General features: G+C 61.4%; 16 protein-coding genes and 1 pseudogene. 10 read left to right on the top strand and 7 right to left on the bottom strand.

The window, feature by feature from the left end; all coding sequences use genetic code 11:
* Positions 1-62: 62 nt before the first annotated feature.
* Together F2982_RS16240 and F2982_RS16235 are read left to right on the top strand one after the other, a co-directional pair.
* A complete protein-coding gene (locus tag F2982_RS16240; RefSeq protein ID WP_112719322.1) occupies positions 63-995 on the top strand; it encodes a ribose-phosphate pyrophosphokinase in 933 nt (310 codons plus the stop codon).
* 124 nt (positions 996-1119) lie between these two features.
* Entirely contained in the window at positions 1120-1617 is a 498-nt protein-coding gene (locus tag F2982_RS16235) for a Kazal-type serine protease inhibitor (RefSeq protein WP_246777561.1), read from the top strand.
* Positions 1618-1670: 53 nt separating this feature from the next.
* Here F2982_RS16235 and F2982_RS16230 read toward each other — a convergent pair whose 3' ends face one another.
* Together F2982_RS16230 and F2982_RS16225 are read right to left on the bottom strand one after the other, a co-directional pair.
* Positions 1671-3266 (bottom strand): hypothetical protein, encoded by a 1596-nt coding sequence (locus F2982_RS16230; RefSeq protein ID WP_203428450.1) that lies wholly within the window; start codon positions 3264-3266, stop codon positions 1671-1673.
* A gap of 95 nt (positions 3267-3361) precedes the next feature.
* The gene (locus F2982_RS16225; RefSeq protein ID WP_203428449.1) at positions 3362-5458 is read right to left on the bottom strand and encodes a bifunctional diguanylate cyclase/phosphodiesterase; all 2097 of its coding nucleotides are present in this window, start codon (positions 5456-5458) and stop codon (positions 3362-3364) included.
* A gap of 316 nt (positions 5459-5774) precedes the next feature.
* On the opposite strand from F2982_RS16225, the gene F2982_RS16220 reads away from it, so the two are divergent.
* The 5 genes from F2982_RS16220 (at position 5775) to F2982_RS16200 (ending at position 10935) form a co-directional block, all read left to right on the top strand.
* A complete protein-coding gene (locus F2982_RS16220; RefSeq protein WP_112719325.1) occupies positions 5775-6383 on the top strand; it encodes a 50S ribosomal protein L25/general stress protein Ctc in 609 nt (202 codons plus the stop codon).
* Positions 6384-6574: 191 nt separating this feature from the next.
* Positions 6575-8932 carry an EAL domain-containing protein gene (locus F2982_RS16215; RefSeq protein WP_203428448.1) on the top strand — a complete coding sequence of 786 codons (2358 nt, stop codon included), beginning with the start codon at positions 6575-6577 and terminating at the stop codon, positions 8930-8932.
* Between the two features lie 22 nt (positions 8933-8954).
* Positions 8955-9668, top strand: coding sequence for a transporter substrate-binding domain-containing protein (locus F2982_RS16210; RefSeq protein WP_112719326.1), 714 nt, complete (start codon positions 8955-8957; stop codon positions 9666-9668).
* Positions 9669-9752: 84 nt separating this feature from the next.
* Entirely contained in the window at positions 9753-10472 is a 720-nt protein-coding gene (pth, locus tag F2982_RS16205) for an aminoacyl-tRNA hydrolase (RefSeq protein ID WP_112719327.1), read from the top strand.
* Positions 10473-10476: 4 nt separating this feature from the next.
* Positions 10477-10935, top strand: coding sequence for a GNAT family N-acetyltransferase (locus F2982_RS16200; protein ID WP_203428447.1), 459 nt, complete (start codon positions 10477-10479; stop codon positions 10933-10935).
* A 3-nt stretch (positions 10936-10938) separates the two neighbouring features.
* On the opposite strand, the gene F2982_RS16195 is transcribed toward F2982_RS16200, so the two are convergent.
* From F2982_RS16195 to F2982_RS16185, 3 genes are all read right to left on the bottom strand, one after another.
* A complete protein-coding gene (locus F2982_RS16195) occupies positions 10939-11319 on the bottom strand; it encodes a hypothetical protein (RefSeq protein ID WP_199627090.1) in 381 nt (126 codons plus the stop codon).
* 78 nt (positions 11320-11397) lie between these two features.
* Complete coding sequence (gene clpS, locus F2982_RS16190) at positions 11398-11709, bottom strand: ATP-dependent Clp protease adapter ClpS (RefSeq protein ID WP_203428446.1); 312 nt, start codon at positions 11707-11709, stop codon at positions 11398-11400.
* 98 nt (positions 11710-11807) lie between these two features.
* Positions 11808-12224 (bottom strand): AbrB/MazE/SpoVT family DNA-binding domain-containing protein, encoded by a 417-nt coding sequence (locus F2982_RS16185; RefSeq protein WP_203428445.1) that lies wholly within the window; start codon positions 12222-12224, stop codon positions 11808-11810.
* Positions 12225-12230: 6 nt separating this feature from the next.
* On the opposite strand from F2982_RS16185, the gene ychF reads away from it, so the two are divergent.
* The 3 genes from ychF to F2982_RS16170 are packed head-to-tail and all read left to right on the top strand — an operon-like array spanning position 12231 to position 14311.
* Positions 12231-13334: a redox-regulated ATPase YchF gene (gene ychF, locus F2982_RS16180; RefSeq protein WP_203428444.1), complete on the top strand. Its 1104-nt coding sequence runs from the start codon at positions 12231-12233 to the stop codon at positions 13332-13334.
* A 51-nt stretch (positions 13335-13385) separates the two neighbouring features.
* Positions 13386-13847, top strand: coding sequence for a MaoC family dehydratase (locus F2982_RS16175; protein ID WP_112719334.1), 462 nt, complete (start codon positions 13386-13388; stop codon positions 13845-13847).
* Complete coding sequence (locus F2982_RS16170) at positions 13844-14311, top strand: MaoC family dehydratase (protein ID WP_203428443.1); 468 nt, start codon at positions 13844-13846, stop codon at positions 14309-14311. The genes F2982_RS16175 and F2982_RS16170 overlap by 4 nt, the downstream gene beginning before the upstream one ends.
* Positions 14312-14328: 17 nt before the next feature.
* On the opposite strand, the pseudogene F2982_RS16165 reads toward F2982_RS16170, so the two are convergent.
* Positions 14329-14870: pseudogene (locus F2982_RS16165) on the bottom strand (adenine phosphoribosyltransferase).
* Positions 14871-14986: 116 nt separating this feature from the next.
* A complete protein-coding gene (locus F2982_RS16160) occupies positions 14987-15871 on the bottom strand; it encodes a cytochrome c1 (protein ID WP_112719337.1) in 885 nt (294 codons plus the stop codon).
* Positions 15872-15893 lie beyond the last annotated feature (22 nt).

Below are 15893 nucleotides of genomic sequence, written 5' to 3'. Positions count from 1 at the left end.
CTTGCATTCAGAAGCAAGCTGGCTAAAAAGCGCGGCTATCAGCAGACAATAGGCGGGCCAAAATGAAGGTTTTCGCAGGCAATTCGAACCGGCATCTCGCCGAAGCGATCTGCACCTATCTCAATGTGTCCTTGGGCAAGGCCAGCGTAAGAAGATTTGCTGACCAGGAAATCTTCGTCGAAGTTCAGGAGAACGTCCGCGGTGAGGACGTCTTCCTCGTTCAGTCGACGTCCTTCCCGACGAACGACCACCTGATGGAATTGCTGATCATGATCGACGCGATGCGCCGGTCCTCGGCACGCCGCATCACGGCCGTCCTTCCCTATTTCGGCTACGCCCGCCAGGATCGCCGCGCCTCCGGCCGCACACCGATCTCCGCAAAGCTCGTTGCCAACCTGATCACCGAAGCCGGCGCCGATCGCGTTCTGACGCTCGACCTGCATGCCGGCCAGATCCAGGGCTTCTTCGATATCCCGACCGACAACCTCTATGCGGTTCCGGTTCTGACGCGCGATATCAAGGCCAATTACGACACCAGCAACGTCACCGTCGTCTCGCCTGACGTCGGCGGCGTCGTGCGCGCCCGCGCGCTGGCAAAGCGCCTCGACTGTCTGCTGGCGATCGTGGACAAGCGCCGCGACCGCCCGGGCGAATCCGAAGTCATGAACATCATCGGCGACGTCGAAGGCAAGGATTGCATCCTGATCGACGATATCGTCGATTCCGGCGGTACGCTTTGCAACGCCGCCGATGCCCTGCTTGCTCAGGGCGCGGCCAGCGTAACCGCCTACATCACCCACGGCGTTCTTTCCGGCGGTGCGGTCACCCGCATCACCTCATCGAAGCTGCGCGAACTCGTGATCACCGACTCCATCCAGCCGACGACGGCTGTGCAGTCGGCCCACAATATCCGCGTCATCACGACCGCCAACCTGATCGGCGAAGCCATCAATCGCACGAGCCAGGAAGAGTCGGTTTCGAGCCTCTTCGACTGACGGTTCCATTCCCAATCAAATCGAAGCGGTGAAGTTGCATTTTGCGGCTTCATCGCTTTTGCCGTTTCGGCTAGTTTCGCCCCGTTGTGATTTGTTTTCGCACGGGGGAGCAGTTTTGACGAAAATCCGAAATCATCTGAAGACTGGCAAGCGGCTGGCGCTGGTGGCGCTCATTCCGCTGTTGGCGGCCTGCACCGTCGAGGTTGACCAGGGCTATTCGCGGCCGCCACCGCGTCCGCGCCCGCCCGAGCCTCAGATGTGCACCATGGAATATGCGCCCGTCTGCGGTGAGCGCGGCGGCCGCACCCAGACCTTCGGCAATGCCTGCCAGGCCCGCAATAGCGGCTTCCGGATCGTCGGCCGCGGCGAATGCCGCCGCGAGCCCCCGCCCTTCCCGCGTCCGGAGCCCGATCGCCCCGGTCGTCCGGATTGGCCAGGTAGCCCAGGCGGCCCGGGCAGGCCCGACCGTCCGGACCGCCCCGAGCGTCCGGGTGGCATCTGCACCCGCGAATACCGTCCGGTCTGCGGCGAACGCGGCCGCCAGCAGCAGACCTTCCCGAACGCCTGCGAAGCAGGCAATGCCGGCTTCCGCATCATCGGCGGCGGCGAGTGCCGCCGGTAAGTCATCCGATCTGAAAGAAGAAAGGCCCGCTCTGAAGCGGGCCTTTTGCTTGATCAGGGCTTGGTCTCTTCGGAGGGCGTCGCCTCATCCGAAGGCGCCGTCTCATCAGACGGTGCCGCGTCATCGGAAGGAGCGGCGGCGTCTCCGGGAGCAGCCTCGTCGGAAGGCGCAGCACCTTCGTCAGCCGCCGGCGCATCCGGTCCCTTGATCTGCTGGCCGTTGACGCTGACGGAGCCGTCGCTCGCGACATCGACATCCCAGCGCTGGGCGCCATCCGCATCCGGCTTGGCAAAGCCCTTGATCATCATCAGGCCGAAGGAGGCCTGGTTGAGATCCGGGTTGGTCTTTGCCAGTTCCTGAACCGCCGCGATGGTCTTGTCGTAGTCGCGCGCCACGATCGAGGCGTGCAGCTTATAGTCCTTCTGCGTATCGACGCGGCCCTCGAGCTCGCCGGACATCTCGACGTCATAGACGCCGGACTTGGCGCTGATCTTCGGGAAATCGACCTTCAGGATACCGCCCGGGAACAGCTTCTCGGCGGCCTGCTGGCCGGCCTTCTCGGTGTCACCCGCAGCCTTGCTGAAATCGACCTTCATGAACTCGTCGCCGAAGGCTGCGAAATCCATGCCGGGAACGCCGAACTGGATATCGAGCGCCTGCGGCAGGAAGGCCGTGTAGCCGGGCGGGATCAGCGCGCTGTCGAGCTTGACGTCGGCCGCATCCATGGCGACGCCGATGCGCGTCGCATTGCTCGGGCCATCGACCGTAAAGTGGTAGCCGAAGGACTTCGCGCCACCGCTGCCGACGGCGCTGGTGACGGCGAGATTGTTGAGCGTGATCGTTTCCTCAAGCGAGGTCAGCAGCGGGAAGGCCTTGCCGAGCATCTCCTTGAGTTTGGTTTCGCTCTCCTTGCTCAGTTCCTTCTGATCGGCGTGATCGAGAACGAAGAGCACCATCTCCTTCAGGTCCTTGGCAGCGATGCCGTTGACCTTGGCGTTGAAATCCAGGCTGTCGGCCGAAAACTGGATCGGCGGCATGTCCTTGCTGCTCACCTGCTCGGCGAACGTCCCGAACCGGCCATTGGCGGCAAAGTCCAGGCGTCCCGCCATCGCGCTGTCGGCGGAGCTCAGCTTGTAGACCATGTCGGCGAAGCTGGCGTTGACGGATTCCGTATCGGTCGTGGAGCTGAACTTCAGATCCTTGGCGCTGAAATCACCCGAGCGCAGGTAGCTGATCGCCGGATCGAAGACGGAAGTGAAATCCATCTGGGCGATCGAATAGGTGAAATCGGAGCGCTTGTCGTCCGGACCCTTGAAATGGCCGGTGACGTTGAAGTTGTTGTTGCCTTCAAGGTTCCACAGGCCGCTGTCCTGCGGCGTTGCGAACATCGTGAACGGCGTCAGGCCCTTGATCTCGAAATCCTGCTTCTTGACCTTGTCCAGGAGCTTGGCGAAATCATAGGTGATCTCGTAGCGCGAGCCTGCCGGCTTGACGGTCACAGGCTGCTTCTTGGCGATATCGCCAGGCAGAAGATGATTCAGATTGTCACGGATCGCATTGGCGCCATCCTGGCTGATATCCGCCGCCGACGCCCCCGTAGCCAAAGCCAGAACAATGGCGCTCGTCGCCGTGATAAGCCTGTGACGCATCTCGATAAACTCCCGTTGCCGCATGAAGGCGCGCATGTGAGATTGCCGCAGGCAAGATGTCAAGCCAGCCTCATCTGCGGGTTGATATTTTCTGTTCAGGCGGCCGCTGCGGGCTTGATGTCATCCACAACGATAACCTCAGGTTGAGGTTCCGCGACCTTGGCGGGCGCTTCGGCGCCGACGATGGTCTCGATGCCGGCGCGCGGCACCGGCTTGCCGAACAGGAAGCCCTGCACCTGAAGGCACCCTTCCCGGCGCAGGAAGTCGATGTGATCTTCGTTCTCGACGCCTTCGGCAAGAACCGGAATGTCGAGACTTGCCGCCAGGATCAGCGTCGAGCGGACGATCGCCGCCGACTGCTTGTTGGTGACAACGCCATCGACGAAGGCCCGGTCGATCTTGATCTTGTCGAACGGGAAGCTCTGCAGCGTCGAAAGCGACGAATAGCCTGTGCCATAATCGTCCATTGCAACCTTGATGCCGAGCGCCTTCAGGCGGCGGATCGCGTGCAGCGCATGCTGGTGGTCGGCGATAATGCCGGACTCGGTGATCTCGATCTCCAGCCGCGATGCCGGCAAACCGGTCTGCAGCAGGATTTCATGGACGATCTGCGGCAGGCGGTGGTCGCTCAGCTGCTGCGGCGCGACGTTGACGGCGATCCGGAGCGGGTTCGTCCAGGTCGCAGCCTCGGCGCAGGCGCTGCGCAGCACCCATTCGCCGAGCTCCAGAATGAAGCCGTTGCGCTCGGCGATCGGAATGAATTCCATCGGCGGAATATAGCCGCGCACCGGATGCTTCCAGCGCAGCAGCACCTCGAAGCCGACCACTTCGCGCGTCATCGTATCGTTCTGCTGTTGATAGAAGAGCTCGAACTCGCCGCGCTTCAGGCCATCACGCATTTCCATCGCCAGCGCATTCCGCTCGCGCGAGATCTGGTCCATCGATGCATCGTAGAAGCAGATGCTGTTGCTCGAGGTCGATTTCGCCCGGTACATGGCGATATCGGCCTGCGACAGGAGATCATCGATCGTACCCGCCTGCCCCGGGAAAGTGGAGATGCCGATGCTGGTGCCGACGGAAAGCGTCTGCCCCTCCCAGGAAACCGGTTCGGCGATGACATCGATGATCCGCTGCGCCAGCGAAGTGGCATCGGCGCGGATGAAATACTTGCTCATGACCGCCACGAATTCGTCGCCGCCGACGCGGGCCACGAACAGCATGTCATTGCTCAGATGCATCAGCCGGTCCGCAACCGCGCGCAAGACGGCATCGCCGGCCGCATGGCCGTGAACGTCGTTGATTTCCTTGAAGCGGTCGAGATCGAAAGACAACACCGCAATATTCGCAGTCATGTCCTTCGGGCGCTTGGTCAGCGCCGTGACATGCTCGTTGAAGGCCGCGCGGTTCGGCAGGTTGGTCAGCGGATCATGCAGCGACAGGTGACGGTAGCGCTCGACGGCCGCCTGGCTGGTCTGCAGGTCGATGACATAGGTGGAGGCACCAAGCGCGAGGATGACCACCATGACGGCGAGAACCAGGCCGGTCATGATGCCGACCGAGATCAGCTCGCCGGTGACCGGGATGGCGCTGTCGGGAACGATCGTCAGCCCGGCCATGCCGGTGAAATGCGTCAGCACGATCGCCAGGATCAGCGCCAGCGCCGAACCATGCTTGCAGAAACGGGTGACCGGCCGGGCGACGCGATTGGTGGCGATCGCACCGAAGATCGCCGCCGCAATCAGCGACGCCACGACATAGGGCTCGCTCCAGACCATGTGGCCGGCAACCTTGTAACCGGCGATCCCGACATAATGCATGCAGGCGATACCGAGACCGACAATCGCGCCGCCCGCTTCGATGAGCGCGCTCTTCGGCGTCAGTGCCGCGATCGAAAAGCCGATAACGCTGGCGGCAATACCGATAAACAGCGACAGCAGGGTCAGTTCCGGCTCATAGCCGTTGGTCGCCGGCGACTGATAGCCCAGCATGGCGACGAAATGCGTGGTCCAGATCGTCGAGCCGCCAACGAAGCCCGAGAGGAACAGCCAGTTATACTTCTGCAATCCCTCGGTCCGGCGTACCCGGCTGAAAAGCCGCATCGTCAGCACTGAGCCCAGCAGGCAGATCACCGTCGCAAAGACGAGATGCGGCAGGCTATGTTCGACTGTGATGCAGGAAATGATACGCAACATGGAAGTGACCGAGATTGAAACCGTGATCACCTATAGATATTCGCATGGTAGGATTCATTAATTGGCTTTTGGAATGCGATTCCTTGGTTAAACAAACGTCAGATTTTACAACCACGCCAAAGAAAGCCACAACTACAAGGGCAAGAGGCTTCTGTGCCCTGCCCAGCTTGCGTTTCCGCCGCACATAGACTATAGCGCACGCGTCCGCACAGACACCCTTGGAGGCAATGCGGATGAGGCCGCCGAAAGGCACCTCCAGTTCCTGCCCGGCAGATGCCGGATTTGAACTCTCCATATAACCTCGAAAGGAAATGCCATGAGCCACGACACTTACGAGCTCAAGGCCGAGGCGCGCGAACGGGTTGGTAAGGGGTCCGCCCGTGAACTTCGCCGCAACGGTTTGATTCCCGCTGTCATCTACGGTGACAAGCAGGCCCCGATTTCTATTACGCTCAACACCAACGAGGTGACGAAGCGTATCCATGCCGGCGGTTTCATGACCACGGTTGCCACGATCGACGTCGGCGGCAAGAAGTACCAGGTTCTCCCGAAGGACTACCAGCTCGACCCGGTTCGTGACTTCACGATGCACGTGGACTTCCTCCGCGTTTCCGGCAACACGCAGGTTACCGTCGAGATCCCGGTTCACTTCATCAACGAAGAGAAGTCCCAGGGTCTCAAGATCGGTGGCGTTCTCAACATCGTTCGTCACGAAGTCGAAGTTCACTGCCCGGCAAACGCGATCCCGGAATTCTTCAATGTCGACCTGAGCGGCAAGAAGATCGGCGACAGCATCCATATCTCGGAAGTGACCCTGCCGAAGGGCGTTACCACGGTTATCGACCGTGACTTCACGATCGCCACCATCGTTGCTCCGGCAGCTGGCGTCGAAGAAGCCGCCGAAGAAGGCGACGCTGAAGCCTGATAAGCTTCCTATCAATTTGTAAAGCATAAGGCCCGCTTTCCACCCGGAAGGCGGGCCTTTTCATTTGCTGGCTACAACCGTTTCAGCAAGCTTTAACACATTCATGGAAGCATTCTCCCCAAAGTTATTGCCATACCGCCGTATATTAGAAGAGACGGCCGAAGAAGAAGCGGCCGGGAGAAAACGGAACAATGAATAATTCCGTTGAAAATAGGTTTTTTGCGATCGTTTGCGGCGCGCTACTTGTATTTGTAGCCCCACTCTTCGTGCTTTTCCTTTTCCTCTCCTCCGAACGCGCCGACAAGGAAATCCGCGACCATATTTCCGTGTTGCTGGTCGCCAATTCGCAGGCGCTCGCCAAGCCGCTTTGGGATCTCGACGAAGACAGCGTCACGCAGATCTCCGCGACGATCGTTTCCCAGGGCGCCATCGTCAAGGTCGAGGTCCGCGACCAGTCCGGCCAGCTCGACGTCACCCAGAGCACCATTCCGAAGTCCTTCACCGGCGAGCTCGAGCAGGTCTCGCGCGCCATCATCTACAACAATGTCGATGGCCCGAAGAACCTCGGCAGCATCTCCGTCTACTATCCGAAGCTCGGCCTTTTCGCCGGTCTGAAGCATGAGGAAGTGGTCTTCATCTCGATCTTCCTTTTCGCCGTGCTCGCCGTCTTCGGCAGTGCGCTGATCGGCAACCGCATCTTCGTCATCCAGCCGCTGATGCGCCTGATCGCCGCTATCGAGGCCACCAGCCAGCTCGGCTCGCGCCACCATGTCGACTGGCAGTCCGGCGACGAGATGGGCCGCCTCGCCAGCAGCTTCAACGACATGCAGACCAAGCTGGAGCGCGAGGAAAAGGAGCTGAAGCTCGCCCACCGCCGCGCCACCGATATCTACGACCTGACGCCCGCCATGCTCTTCTCGCTCGACGAGGAAGACCGCATCACCGCCGTCAGCGACTACTGGCTGGTCGCCACCGGTTACAGCCGCACTGACGCTGTCGGCCGCAAGTTCGCCGAACTCGTGACAGCCGATACCCGCGAGATCTTCCTGTCGCGCCGCAACACCGCCGAGGAAGGCGCGCTCGACGTCACCGTCAAGTTCAGATGCGCCGACGGCCGCGTCATCGACGTGCTGGTGCTGGAATCCAACGCCGCCACCGGCGGCACCGACAAGCTGTCGCTTTCCGTCATGACCGACGTGACCGAGCTCAAGGCCTCCGAAGACCGCAATCACCGCCAGGCGATCACCGATCACCTGACCGGCCTCCTGAACCGCCAGGGCTTCGAAGCCGTGCTCGACCGCAAGATTGCCGAAGCCGATGCCGCAGGCCAGGAACTCGCCTGCCTCTTCGTCGACCTCGACCGCTTCAAGTGGATCAACGATAATATGGGCCATGCCGAGGGCGACCGTGCGCTGCGCGAACTCGTCGACCGCTTCAAGACCCATCTGGCACCGTCCGATGAGGCCGCGCGCCTCGGCGGTGACGAATTCGCCATCCTGCTGCCGGCCGCCGATGCCGAAAAGCGGGCGCGCGCCATGTGCGACCAGATCGCCACCATATTCGACACGCCGTTCGGCCCTGACCTGCATCTCAGCGCCAGCGTCGGCGTCGCCATCTATCCGCGCCACGCCGCCAATGCCTCCGAGCTGCTGCAGAAGTCCGACATGGCGATGTATGCCAAGAAGCGCGACGGCAAGAATGGCGCCCGCCTGTTCGATGCCAGCATGCTCGACAAGGCCCGCGGCCGCGCCGAGATCGAAAGCTGCATCGAGGCCGGCCTCGCCGAAGACTGGTTCGAAGCCTATCTGCAGCCGATCGTCGGCCTGACGCATGGCAACATTGCCGGCTTTGAAGCGCTGCTGCGCCTCAACCACCCGCAGAAGGGCCTGATGCCCCCTGCCGAGATCATCAACGTTGCCGAAGAGACCGCCAAGATCGTGCGCGTCGGCAATGTCATCATGGAAAAGGCGATCGCCAATCTCGCCCGCATCTCCCGCATCTCGGGCATGCAGGACACCTATCTGGCGATCAACTTCTCGCCGTTGCAGTTCGAGGCAGCCCTCCCCTCGCGGCTCGCCGGCCTGCTCGGCCGCCATGGCATCCGCCCGGAACGCATCGTCGTCGAAATCACCGAAGCCGTGCTGATGCACGACAACCCGCAGATCCGCATGATCGTGACGGAGCTGCGCCGCTTCGGCTGCCGCATCGCACTCGACGATTTCGGCACAGGCTACTCGTCTTTGAGCTACCTCAATCGCTTCCCGGTTGATATCATCAAGATCGACCAGTCGTTCACCCGCGCGATCAACGACGCCAACGACAATGTCGGCCACAAGAGCCGCATGCTGATCGAGGCGATCACCACGCTGTCGCACAAGATGAACTGCACTGTGATTGCCGAAGGTATCGAGACCGAAGAGGAATGCCGCACGCTGCAGCAGATGGGGCTGGACTATGGACAGGGCTATCTCTTCCACAGGCCGCAGACTGCAGCGCAGCTGATCGAGAAACTGAGCGGTGTGATCCCCTTCGTGGCGCGTGCCTCATAAAACCAACGACGGAGCCATGCGAATGAAAAAGCTGCTGCTTCTCGCCTTTCTGATGTTGCCCACAGCAGCTGCCGCCGAGACGGTGTCCTTCTTCACGGAAGAATATGCGCCGTTCAACTACCGCGACGGCAAGGTGATCAAGGGCGCGACCGTCGAGCAGGTCGAAAAGGTGATGGCCGATATCGGCGTCGATTATACGCTGGAGCTGGTTCCCTGGGCGCGTGCCTATGGCATGGCGCAGACGACGCCGATGACCTGCGTCTTCGCCACCGCCCATAACAGCACCCGCGATCCGCTGTTCAAGTGGATCGAGCCCCTGCTCGTCGACCGCAACATCCTGATCACCAAGACCGGTTCCGGCGTCAAGGCTGATACACTCGACGAGGCCAAGCAATATACGGTCGGCACCCAGCGCGAGGACTATACGGAGACGACGCTGAAGGAGAAGGGCTTCACCAAGCTCGACGTAGCCAGCGACTTCAACGCGACGCTGCGCAAGCTGCTGGGCGGCCGCATCGACATGATGCCGATCTCCGAGCTCTATTTCGACAAGCTGAAGCAGGAACAGCCGCTGGAGATGGTGACAGTGCTGTCGACCCAGCCGATGGGCATCGCCTGCCAGAAGGATTTCCCCGACGATCTCAGGCGCAGGATGCAGGTCGCCCTCGACAAACTGATCGCCGACGGCACGCAGCGGCAGATCTTCCAGAAATACGGCCTCACTCTGCTGCACTGAGGCGCATTCGCCCCTTAGCGCTTGACTTCGTGCCCGTTTCGCGGTGGTGAAACGGGCATCATCGTTTCAAGGAATGGATTGGCTATGCTGATCATCGCGGGTCTCGGCAATCCCGGCAGCAAATATGCCGGCAACCGGCACAATATCGGCTTCATGGCGCTCGATGCCATCTACCGCCGCCACAGCTTTTCGCCCTGGTCGAAGAAGTTCAAGGCCGAGATCGCCGAAGGCGAGCTCGAGGGCGAGAAGGTGCTGCTGATTAAGCCGCAGACCTACATGAACCTCTCGGGCGAATCCGTCGGCGAAGCCATGCGCTTCTACAAGCTGCAGCCCTCCGACCTCGTCGCCATCTATGACGAACTCGACCTGGCGCCCGGCAAGGCGCGGCTGAAGACCGGCGGCGGCCATGGCGGCCATAACGGCATCAAGTCGCTCGACGCCCATTGCGGCCGCGAATACCGCCGCCTGCGCCTCGGCATCGGTCATCCCGGTGTCAAGGAAATGGTGCAGCATCATGTTCTCGGCGACTTCGCCAAGGCCGACCAGAGCTGGCTGGAACCGCTGCTCGACGCCCTGGCCGATAATGCCGGTATGCTGGTGCGCAATGAGGATTCACAGCTGATGAACAAGCTGGCGCTCGCCGTCGGCGGCAAGGCGGAAGAGGAAAAGCCGAAGGCCGAGAAGAAGCCTGCGGCGAAATCCCATATCCATCAGGCCCGCAACCACAACCAGCCGAAGATCCTGCCGGCCACCGGCCCGATGGCCGAGATGCTGAAGAAACTGCTCGGCAACAAGGGCGACTGATCACATGAGCGAAGCGCTGGCCATTCGCACCGCCGGGGCCGGCGACCTCGCCGCCCTGCTCGCGCTCTATGCCGAACTGAACCCGTCCGATCCGCCGCTGGAACCAGCTGTCGCCGAAAAGCAGATGGATGCCATCCTCGCCCAGCCCGGCATGCAGATCTTCATCGGCTTTTCAGGTGAGGAAGCCGCAGCAACCGTCACCCTCTCGGTCATCCCCAATTTAACGCGCGCAGGCGCCCCCTACGCGCTGATCGAAAACGTCGTGACGCTGTCGGCCCATCGCAAGAAGGGCTATGGCGCCGCGCTGATCGCCCATGCGATCGAAACCGCTTGGCAGGCCGGCTGCTACAAGGTGATGCTGCTGACCGGCTCGAAAACACCGTCGACCCTGCGCTTCTACGAGAACTGCGGCTTCACGCAGGACAAGACCGGCTATCAGGTTCGCCGCCCCGCCGGCCGCTGACACCTATAGGCCGATGCTGTGCAGCCGGTAGAGAAAGAGGTTCCACAGCGCCGAAAACCCGCTGTCGATCATCCAGGCAATCGCGCCCGAGGCTCCCGGCGAAAACAGCATGACCAGCAGACCGCCGACTGTGCTCAGCATCACCGAGATCCGGAAATTCTTCAGGCTGTCTAGCCGGTAGTAGCCGTTGTCGTCATATTCGGTGCCGAACAGCAGGTCGGGAAGATTGTAGCCGCTGGAGAGCGGCAGATCCATCAGCGGCCTGTCGGTGATGCGATCGGGCAGCACGTTGAACACCGCCCGGCAGACATGGCCGATGGCACCGAGCAGCGCAAAGATCGCCGCCGCCACGAAATAATGCCAGGTCGCCGCTTCAGCAGGCATGAGCGCCTCCTCGTTTCGCCTATCCTGCGGCAAAACAGCGGAGATCCGATGAAGAGGACTGGTTAAGAGATCGCCAAACTATTCTTCCGGTTCGGCCGTCAGCATCAGCGGAAAGCCCGCTTCTTTGGCATAGTCCATCGCCTCCTTGACCTTGGTCTCGGCGATATCCTTGGTACAGACGACCACAACGCTCGACCCCATCTTGTGGGCGGTCAGCATGATCCTGTAGCCGGCCCCTTCGCTCATCTTGAACACAGCCTTCAGCACCATGGTGACGAATTCACGCGGCGTATAATCGTCGTTGAACAGCATCACCTTGTAGAGCTTCGGCTTTTCCAGCTTTGGCTTGATCTTGGTTTTTGGCTTCAAGACAACGTCGTTGTCACTCATGGGAAGTCCACCGTCGATGATAGGGGGTGTGCGACTGCACAGTTGTTAATTTGGCCGAAGCGCTTTGCAATTCAAGCCTGATTTAGCCCGGGCAACCGCTATCTCTTGCCTGCCCAACCTTCTTCGATAGCCTTGTTAAGCTCATCGATTGTATAGCGCTTACCTGTCGTGTTCTCCAACATACCAAAAATGGCCTCGATCGGCAGCTTCCTATTGTCAGGCTCGATTTGACGCTCCTTGGCGCCAGCGTCGACTATCGAAAATCCGCCCGGCTGGAGAGTAAGTTCAATTTCGTCTCCCGGTCCAATGCCGAGATGCTCAAGGATTGCTTGATCGAGAGTGATCTGGTTCTCAGCGGTAACTTTCAGGCGCACCATCAGATCACTCCTACCCCCGCAAAAGTAAGGCAAATCCGCCTTACCGGCAAGGTTGATGCCCCGCAGATCATCGCAAGTCTTGACCGCGGGGCGCCATTCCCCCATAGGCAAGGCAACGATTTCAGCGAATACGGACATTCAGCCATGGGCTTCAAATGCGGTATCGTCGGTCTGCCGAATGTCGGCAAGTCGACCCTCTTCAACGCGCTCACCAAGACGGCGGCGGCGCAGGCGGCAAACTATCCCTTCTGCACGATCGAGCCGAACACCGGCGAAGTCGCCGTTCCCGACGCGCGCATGCAGAAGCTGGCGGCGATTGCCGGCTCCAAGGAAATCATCCCGACCCGCATTTCCTTCGTCGATATCGCCGGCTTGGTGCGCGGCGCCTCGAAGGGTGAAGGTCTCGGTAACAAGTTCCTCGCCAACATCCGCGAAGTCGATGCCGTGGTGCATGTGCTGCGCTGCTTCGAGGACGACGACATCACCCATGTCGAAGGCCGCATCAATCCGGTTGGAGACGCCGACACGATCGAGACCGAGCTGATGCTCGCCGACCTCGAAAGCCTGGAGCGCCGCGTCGAGCAGACCCGCAAGCGCGCCGCCAGCAAGGACAAGGATTCCGTGGCGCAGCTGCCGATCATGGAAGCCGTGGTCAAGCTCCTCAACGAGGGCAAGCCCGCCCGTCTTCTCCTGAAGACGCTGGCGCCCGAGGAAATCGAGATCCTCAAGGGCCTCAACCTCCTGACCTCACATCCGGTCCTCTACGTCTGCAACGTCGCCGAGGCCGACGCCTCCACCGGCAACGAGCACACCAAGGCCGTCGCCGAAATGGCCGAGAAGCAGGGCGCCGAATGCGTCATCATCTCGGCCGCGATCGAATCCGAAGTGGCGCAGCTGCCGGAAGAAGAATCCAAGGAATTCCTCTCCGCGCTCGGCCTCGAGGAGGCCGGTCTCGACCGCCTGATCCGCGCCGGTTACCACCTGCTCGACCTGATCACCTATTTCACCGTCGGTCCGAAGGAAACGCGCGCTTGGACGATCGTGCGCGGCACCAAGGCCCCGCAGGCCGCCGGCGTCATCCACACCGATTTCGAACGCGGCTTCATCCGCGCCTTCACCATCGGCTACGACGACTACATCGCCTTCAAGGGTGAAGTCGGCGCCAAGGAAGCCGGCAAGGGCCGCGACGAAGGCAAGGAATATATCGTTGCCGACGGCGACGTGATCCACTTCCGCTTCAACACGTAAGCGTCCGCGCTTTAGCAGGCGTTCGCGCGATCGCTGGGAGGGCGAAGCGAAATGAAGCTAGCATTTGAAGACTTCGAACCGGGCCGCAGCTTTCCGCTCGGCCCGATTCCGGTGACGGCCGAAGAGATCATCGAGTTCGCCACCGAGTTCGACCCGCAGCCGATGCATACGTCCGAGGCCGCCGGCAAGGCCAGCATCCTCGGCGGTCTCGCCGCCTCCGGCTGGCATACGTCGGCGCTGTTCATGCGGATGATGGCCGAGGGCTACCTGCTGAATTCCTACTCGCAGGGCGCCCCCGGCATCGATCTGATGGAATGGAAGAAGCCGGTGCTGGCCGGTGATACGCTCTCCGGCCGCTCGATCGTGCTGGAATCCCGGCTGATGCGCTCGCGCCCCGGCATCGGCATCGCCCGTTTCAAGCACGAGATCGAGAACCAGCGCGGCGAGCTCGTCTGCTACTCCGAAAACTGGATCATGTTCAGCACCCGCGAAGCGGGGGAGACGCGCGCATGAGGATGACCGAGCTCTACACCGTCGGCGAAAAGATCGAGATCGGCAGCTATACCTTCACCGAGGAGCGGATCGTCCATTTCGCCACCCGCTTCGATCCGCAGCGCTTCCATGTCGACCGTGAGGCCGCAAAGCACACGCTGTTCGGCGATCTCTGCGCCTCCGGCTGGCACAATTGCGCCGCCTGGATGCGGACCTTCCTGGATTACTGGATGGCGCAGAGCGTGCGCCTTGCCAAGGAGGGGCTTGCCGCCCCGAAGCTCGGCCCCTCGCCCGGCTTCGAGAAGCTGCAATGGCTGAAGCCCGTCTTCGTCGATGAGACGATCGCCTATTCGGTGACCTTCCTCTCCAGCCGCCCGCTCGCATCGCGCCCGGGCTGGCATCTGAACAAGATCCTCAACGAGGGCGTCAACCAGGACGGCGTCCCGGTGATCCGCTTCGAAAGCAGCGTCCTCGAATTCGAATAGAAAGACAATGCCGGGCGTCAGTGCCCGGCAAATTCCACCAGCGTATGAACATCGACGCCAAGCTCTTCGAGCTTCTTGCGGCCGCCGAGATCCGGCAGGTCGATGACGAAGCAGGCGCCGACCACTTCGGCGCCGATCTGGCGCAAGAGCTTGGTCGCACCGACGGCCGTGCCGCCCGTGGCGATCAGGTCGTCGACGAGAATGACCTTCTCGCCCGGCTGCACCGCGTCGCGATGCATCTCCATTTCATCGACGCCATATTCCAGGCTGTAGGCGATGCGCACGGTCTCGTGCGGCAGCTTGCCCTTCTTGCGGATCGGCACGAAGCCGGCCGACAGCTGGTGCGCCACTGCGCCGCCGAGGATGAAGCCACGCGCCTCCATGCCGGCGATCTTGTCGACCTTCAGGCCCGCATAGGGCTGCACCAGCTCGTCGACGGCGCGGCGGAAGGCGCGCGGATTGCCGAGCAGCGTGGTGATGTCGCGAAAGATGATGCCGGGCTTGGATAGTCCGTAATGGAGCGGATGCTGGCGGCAAGCTCCGAGGCAATGGTGTTCATGGAAAGTCCGTCTGTCTGCGAGGGCACAAAGAGGCTGCACCCTATCAATTGCCCGAGGCGGAACCAACAAAAAAGGCGGCCCGGAGGCCGCCTTTTGCAATCGGTATCGAACCCGCTCAGTGGTCCTTGCTGGCGTAGACAGAACGCTTCGTCAGGAAGATGAGACCAGAGAAGATCAGCAGGAACACCATGACCATGAAGCCGGTGCGCTTGCGCTCTTCGAGATGCGGCTCTGCAGCCCACATCAGGAAGGCCGAAACGTCACGCGAATACTGGTCGACGGTCTGTGGCGAACCATCGTCATAGGTGACCTGGTCGTCGGAGAGCGGCTTCGGCATCGCGAAGGCTGCAGCGGCATGGAAGTACGGGTTGTAGTGCGCACCAGCCGGAACCTGGAAGCCAGCCGGCGGATCCTGGTAGCCGGTCAGCAGCGAATGGATGTAGTCCGGGCCGCTTTCCTGGTACTGGGTGAAGATATCGAAGACGAACTGCGGGAAGCCGCGCTCGACTTCACGAGCCTTGGCGAGCAGCGACATGTCCGGCGGAGCCGCACCGTTGTTGGAGGCTGCAGCCGCTTCCGCATTCGGATAGGGCGACGGGAAGTGGTCGGACGGAACAGCCTTGCGGGTGAACATTTCACCGTTGGCATCAGGACCGTCCTGGACTTCGTAATTTGCCGCGAATGCCTTCACCTGCGCGTCCGAGTAGCCGAGGTTGCTCAGCATGCGGAAGGGCACGAGGTTCATCGAGTGGCAGGCAGAACAGACTTCGGTGTAGACCTTCAGACCGCGCTGCAGCTGGCCCTTGTCATAGTGACCGAAGGGACCTGCGAAGCTCCACTTTTCCTCGGTCGGCTCCTTCAGGGGATAGTGCGGGGTCGCGCTTTCCTCGTGATGGGCCGGAGCTGCACCGGCGGCCGGTGCTGCATCCTCGGCGAAAGCAGCGCCGGCAAAAGCGGCGACGGCTGCGAGCGACAGAATGCTTGTAACAAGCTTTTTCATGTTTCTATTTCCTTCCGCCGCT

The sequence above is a fragment of the Rhizobium sp. BG4 genome (genome assembly GCF_016864575.1).
In the GTDB taxonomy this organism is placed as follows: Bacteria; Pseudomonadota; Alphaproteobacteria; order Rhizobiales; family Rhizobiaceae; genus Rhizobium.
Note: the sequence above shows the minus strand (reverse complement) of the source record. Positions and strands in the feature narration are given on the sequence as shown.

Coding starts and splice junctions, on each gene's coding strand:
- F2982_RS16240 (WP_112719322.1), top strand. CDS start 63: ATGAAGGTTTTCGCAGGCAATTCGAACCGGCATCTCGCCGAAGCGATC.
- F2982_RS16230 (WP_203428450.1), bottom strand. CDS start 3,266: ATGCGTCACAGGCTTATCACGGCGACGAGCGCCATTGTTCTGGCTTTG.
- F2982_RS16225 (WP_203428449.1), bottom strand. CDS start 5,458: ATGTTGCGTATCATTTCCTGCATCACAGTCGAACATAGCCTGCCGCAT.
- F2982_RS16220 (WP_112719325.1), top strand. CDS start 5,775: ATGAGCCACGACACTTACGAGCTCAAGGCCGAGGCGCGCGAACGGGTT.
- F2982_RS16215 (WP_203428448.1), top strand. CDS start 6,575: ATGAATAATTCCGTTGAAAATAGGTTTTTTGCGATCGTTTGCGGCGCG.
- F2982_RS16210 (WP_112719326.1), top strand. CDS start 8,955: ATGAAAAAGCTGCTGCTTCTCGCCTTTCTGATGTTGCCCACAGCAGCT.
- pth (WP_112719327.1), top strand. CDS start 9,753: ATGCTGATCATCGCGGGTCTCGGCAATCCCGGCAGCAAATATGCCGGC.
- F2982_RS16200 (WP_203428447.1), top strand. CDS start 10,477: ATGAGCGAAGCGCTGGCCATTCGCACCGCCGGGGCCGGCGACCTCGCC.
- F2982_RS16195 (WP_199627090.1), bottom strand. CDS start 11,319: ATGCCTGCTGAAGCGGCGACCTGGCATTATTTCGTGGCGGCGGCGATC.
- clpS (WP_203428446.1), bottom strand. CDS start 11,709: ATGAGTGACAACGACGTTGTCTTGAAGCCAAAAACCAAGATCAAGCCA.
- F2982_RS16185 (WP_203428445.1), bottom strand. CDS start 12,224: ATGTCCGTATTCGCTGAAATCGTTGCCTTGCCTATGGGGGAATGGCGC.
- ychF (WP_203428444.1), top strand. CDS start 12,231: ATGGGCTTCAAATGCGGTATCGTCGGTCTGCCGAATGTCGGCAAGTCG.
- F2982_RS16175 (WP_112719334.1), top strand. CDS start 13,386: ATGAAGCTAGCATTTGAAGACTTCGAACCGGGCCGCAGCTTTCCGCTC.
- F2982_RS16170 (WP_203428443.1), top strand. CDS start 13,844: ATGAGGATGACCGAGCTCTACACCGTCGGCGAAAAGATCGAGATCGGC.
- F2982_RS16160 (WP_112719337.1), bottom strand. CDS start 15,871: ATGAAAAAGCTTGTTACAAGCATTCTGTCGCTCGCAGCCGTCGCCGCT.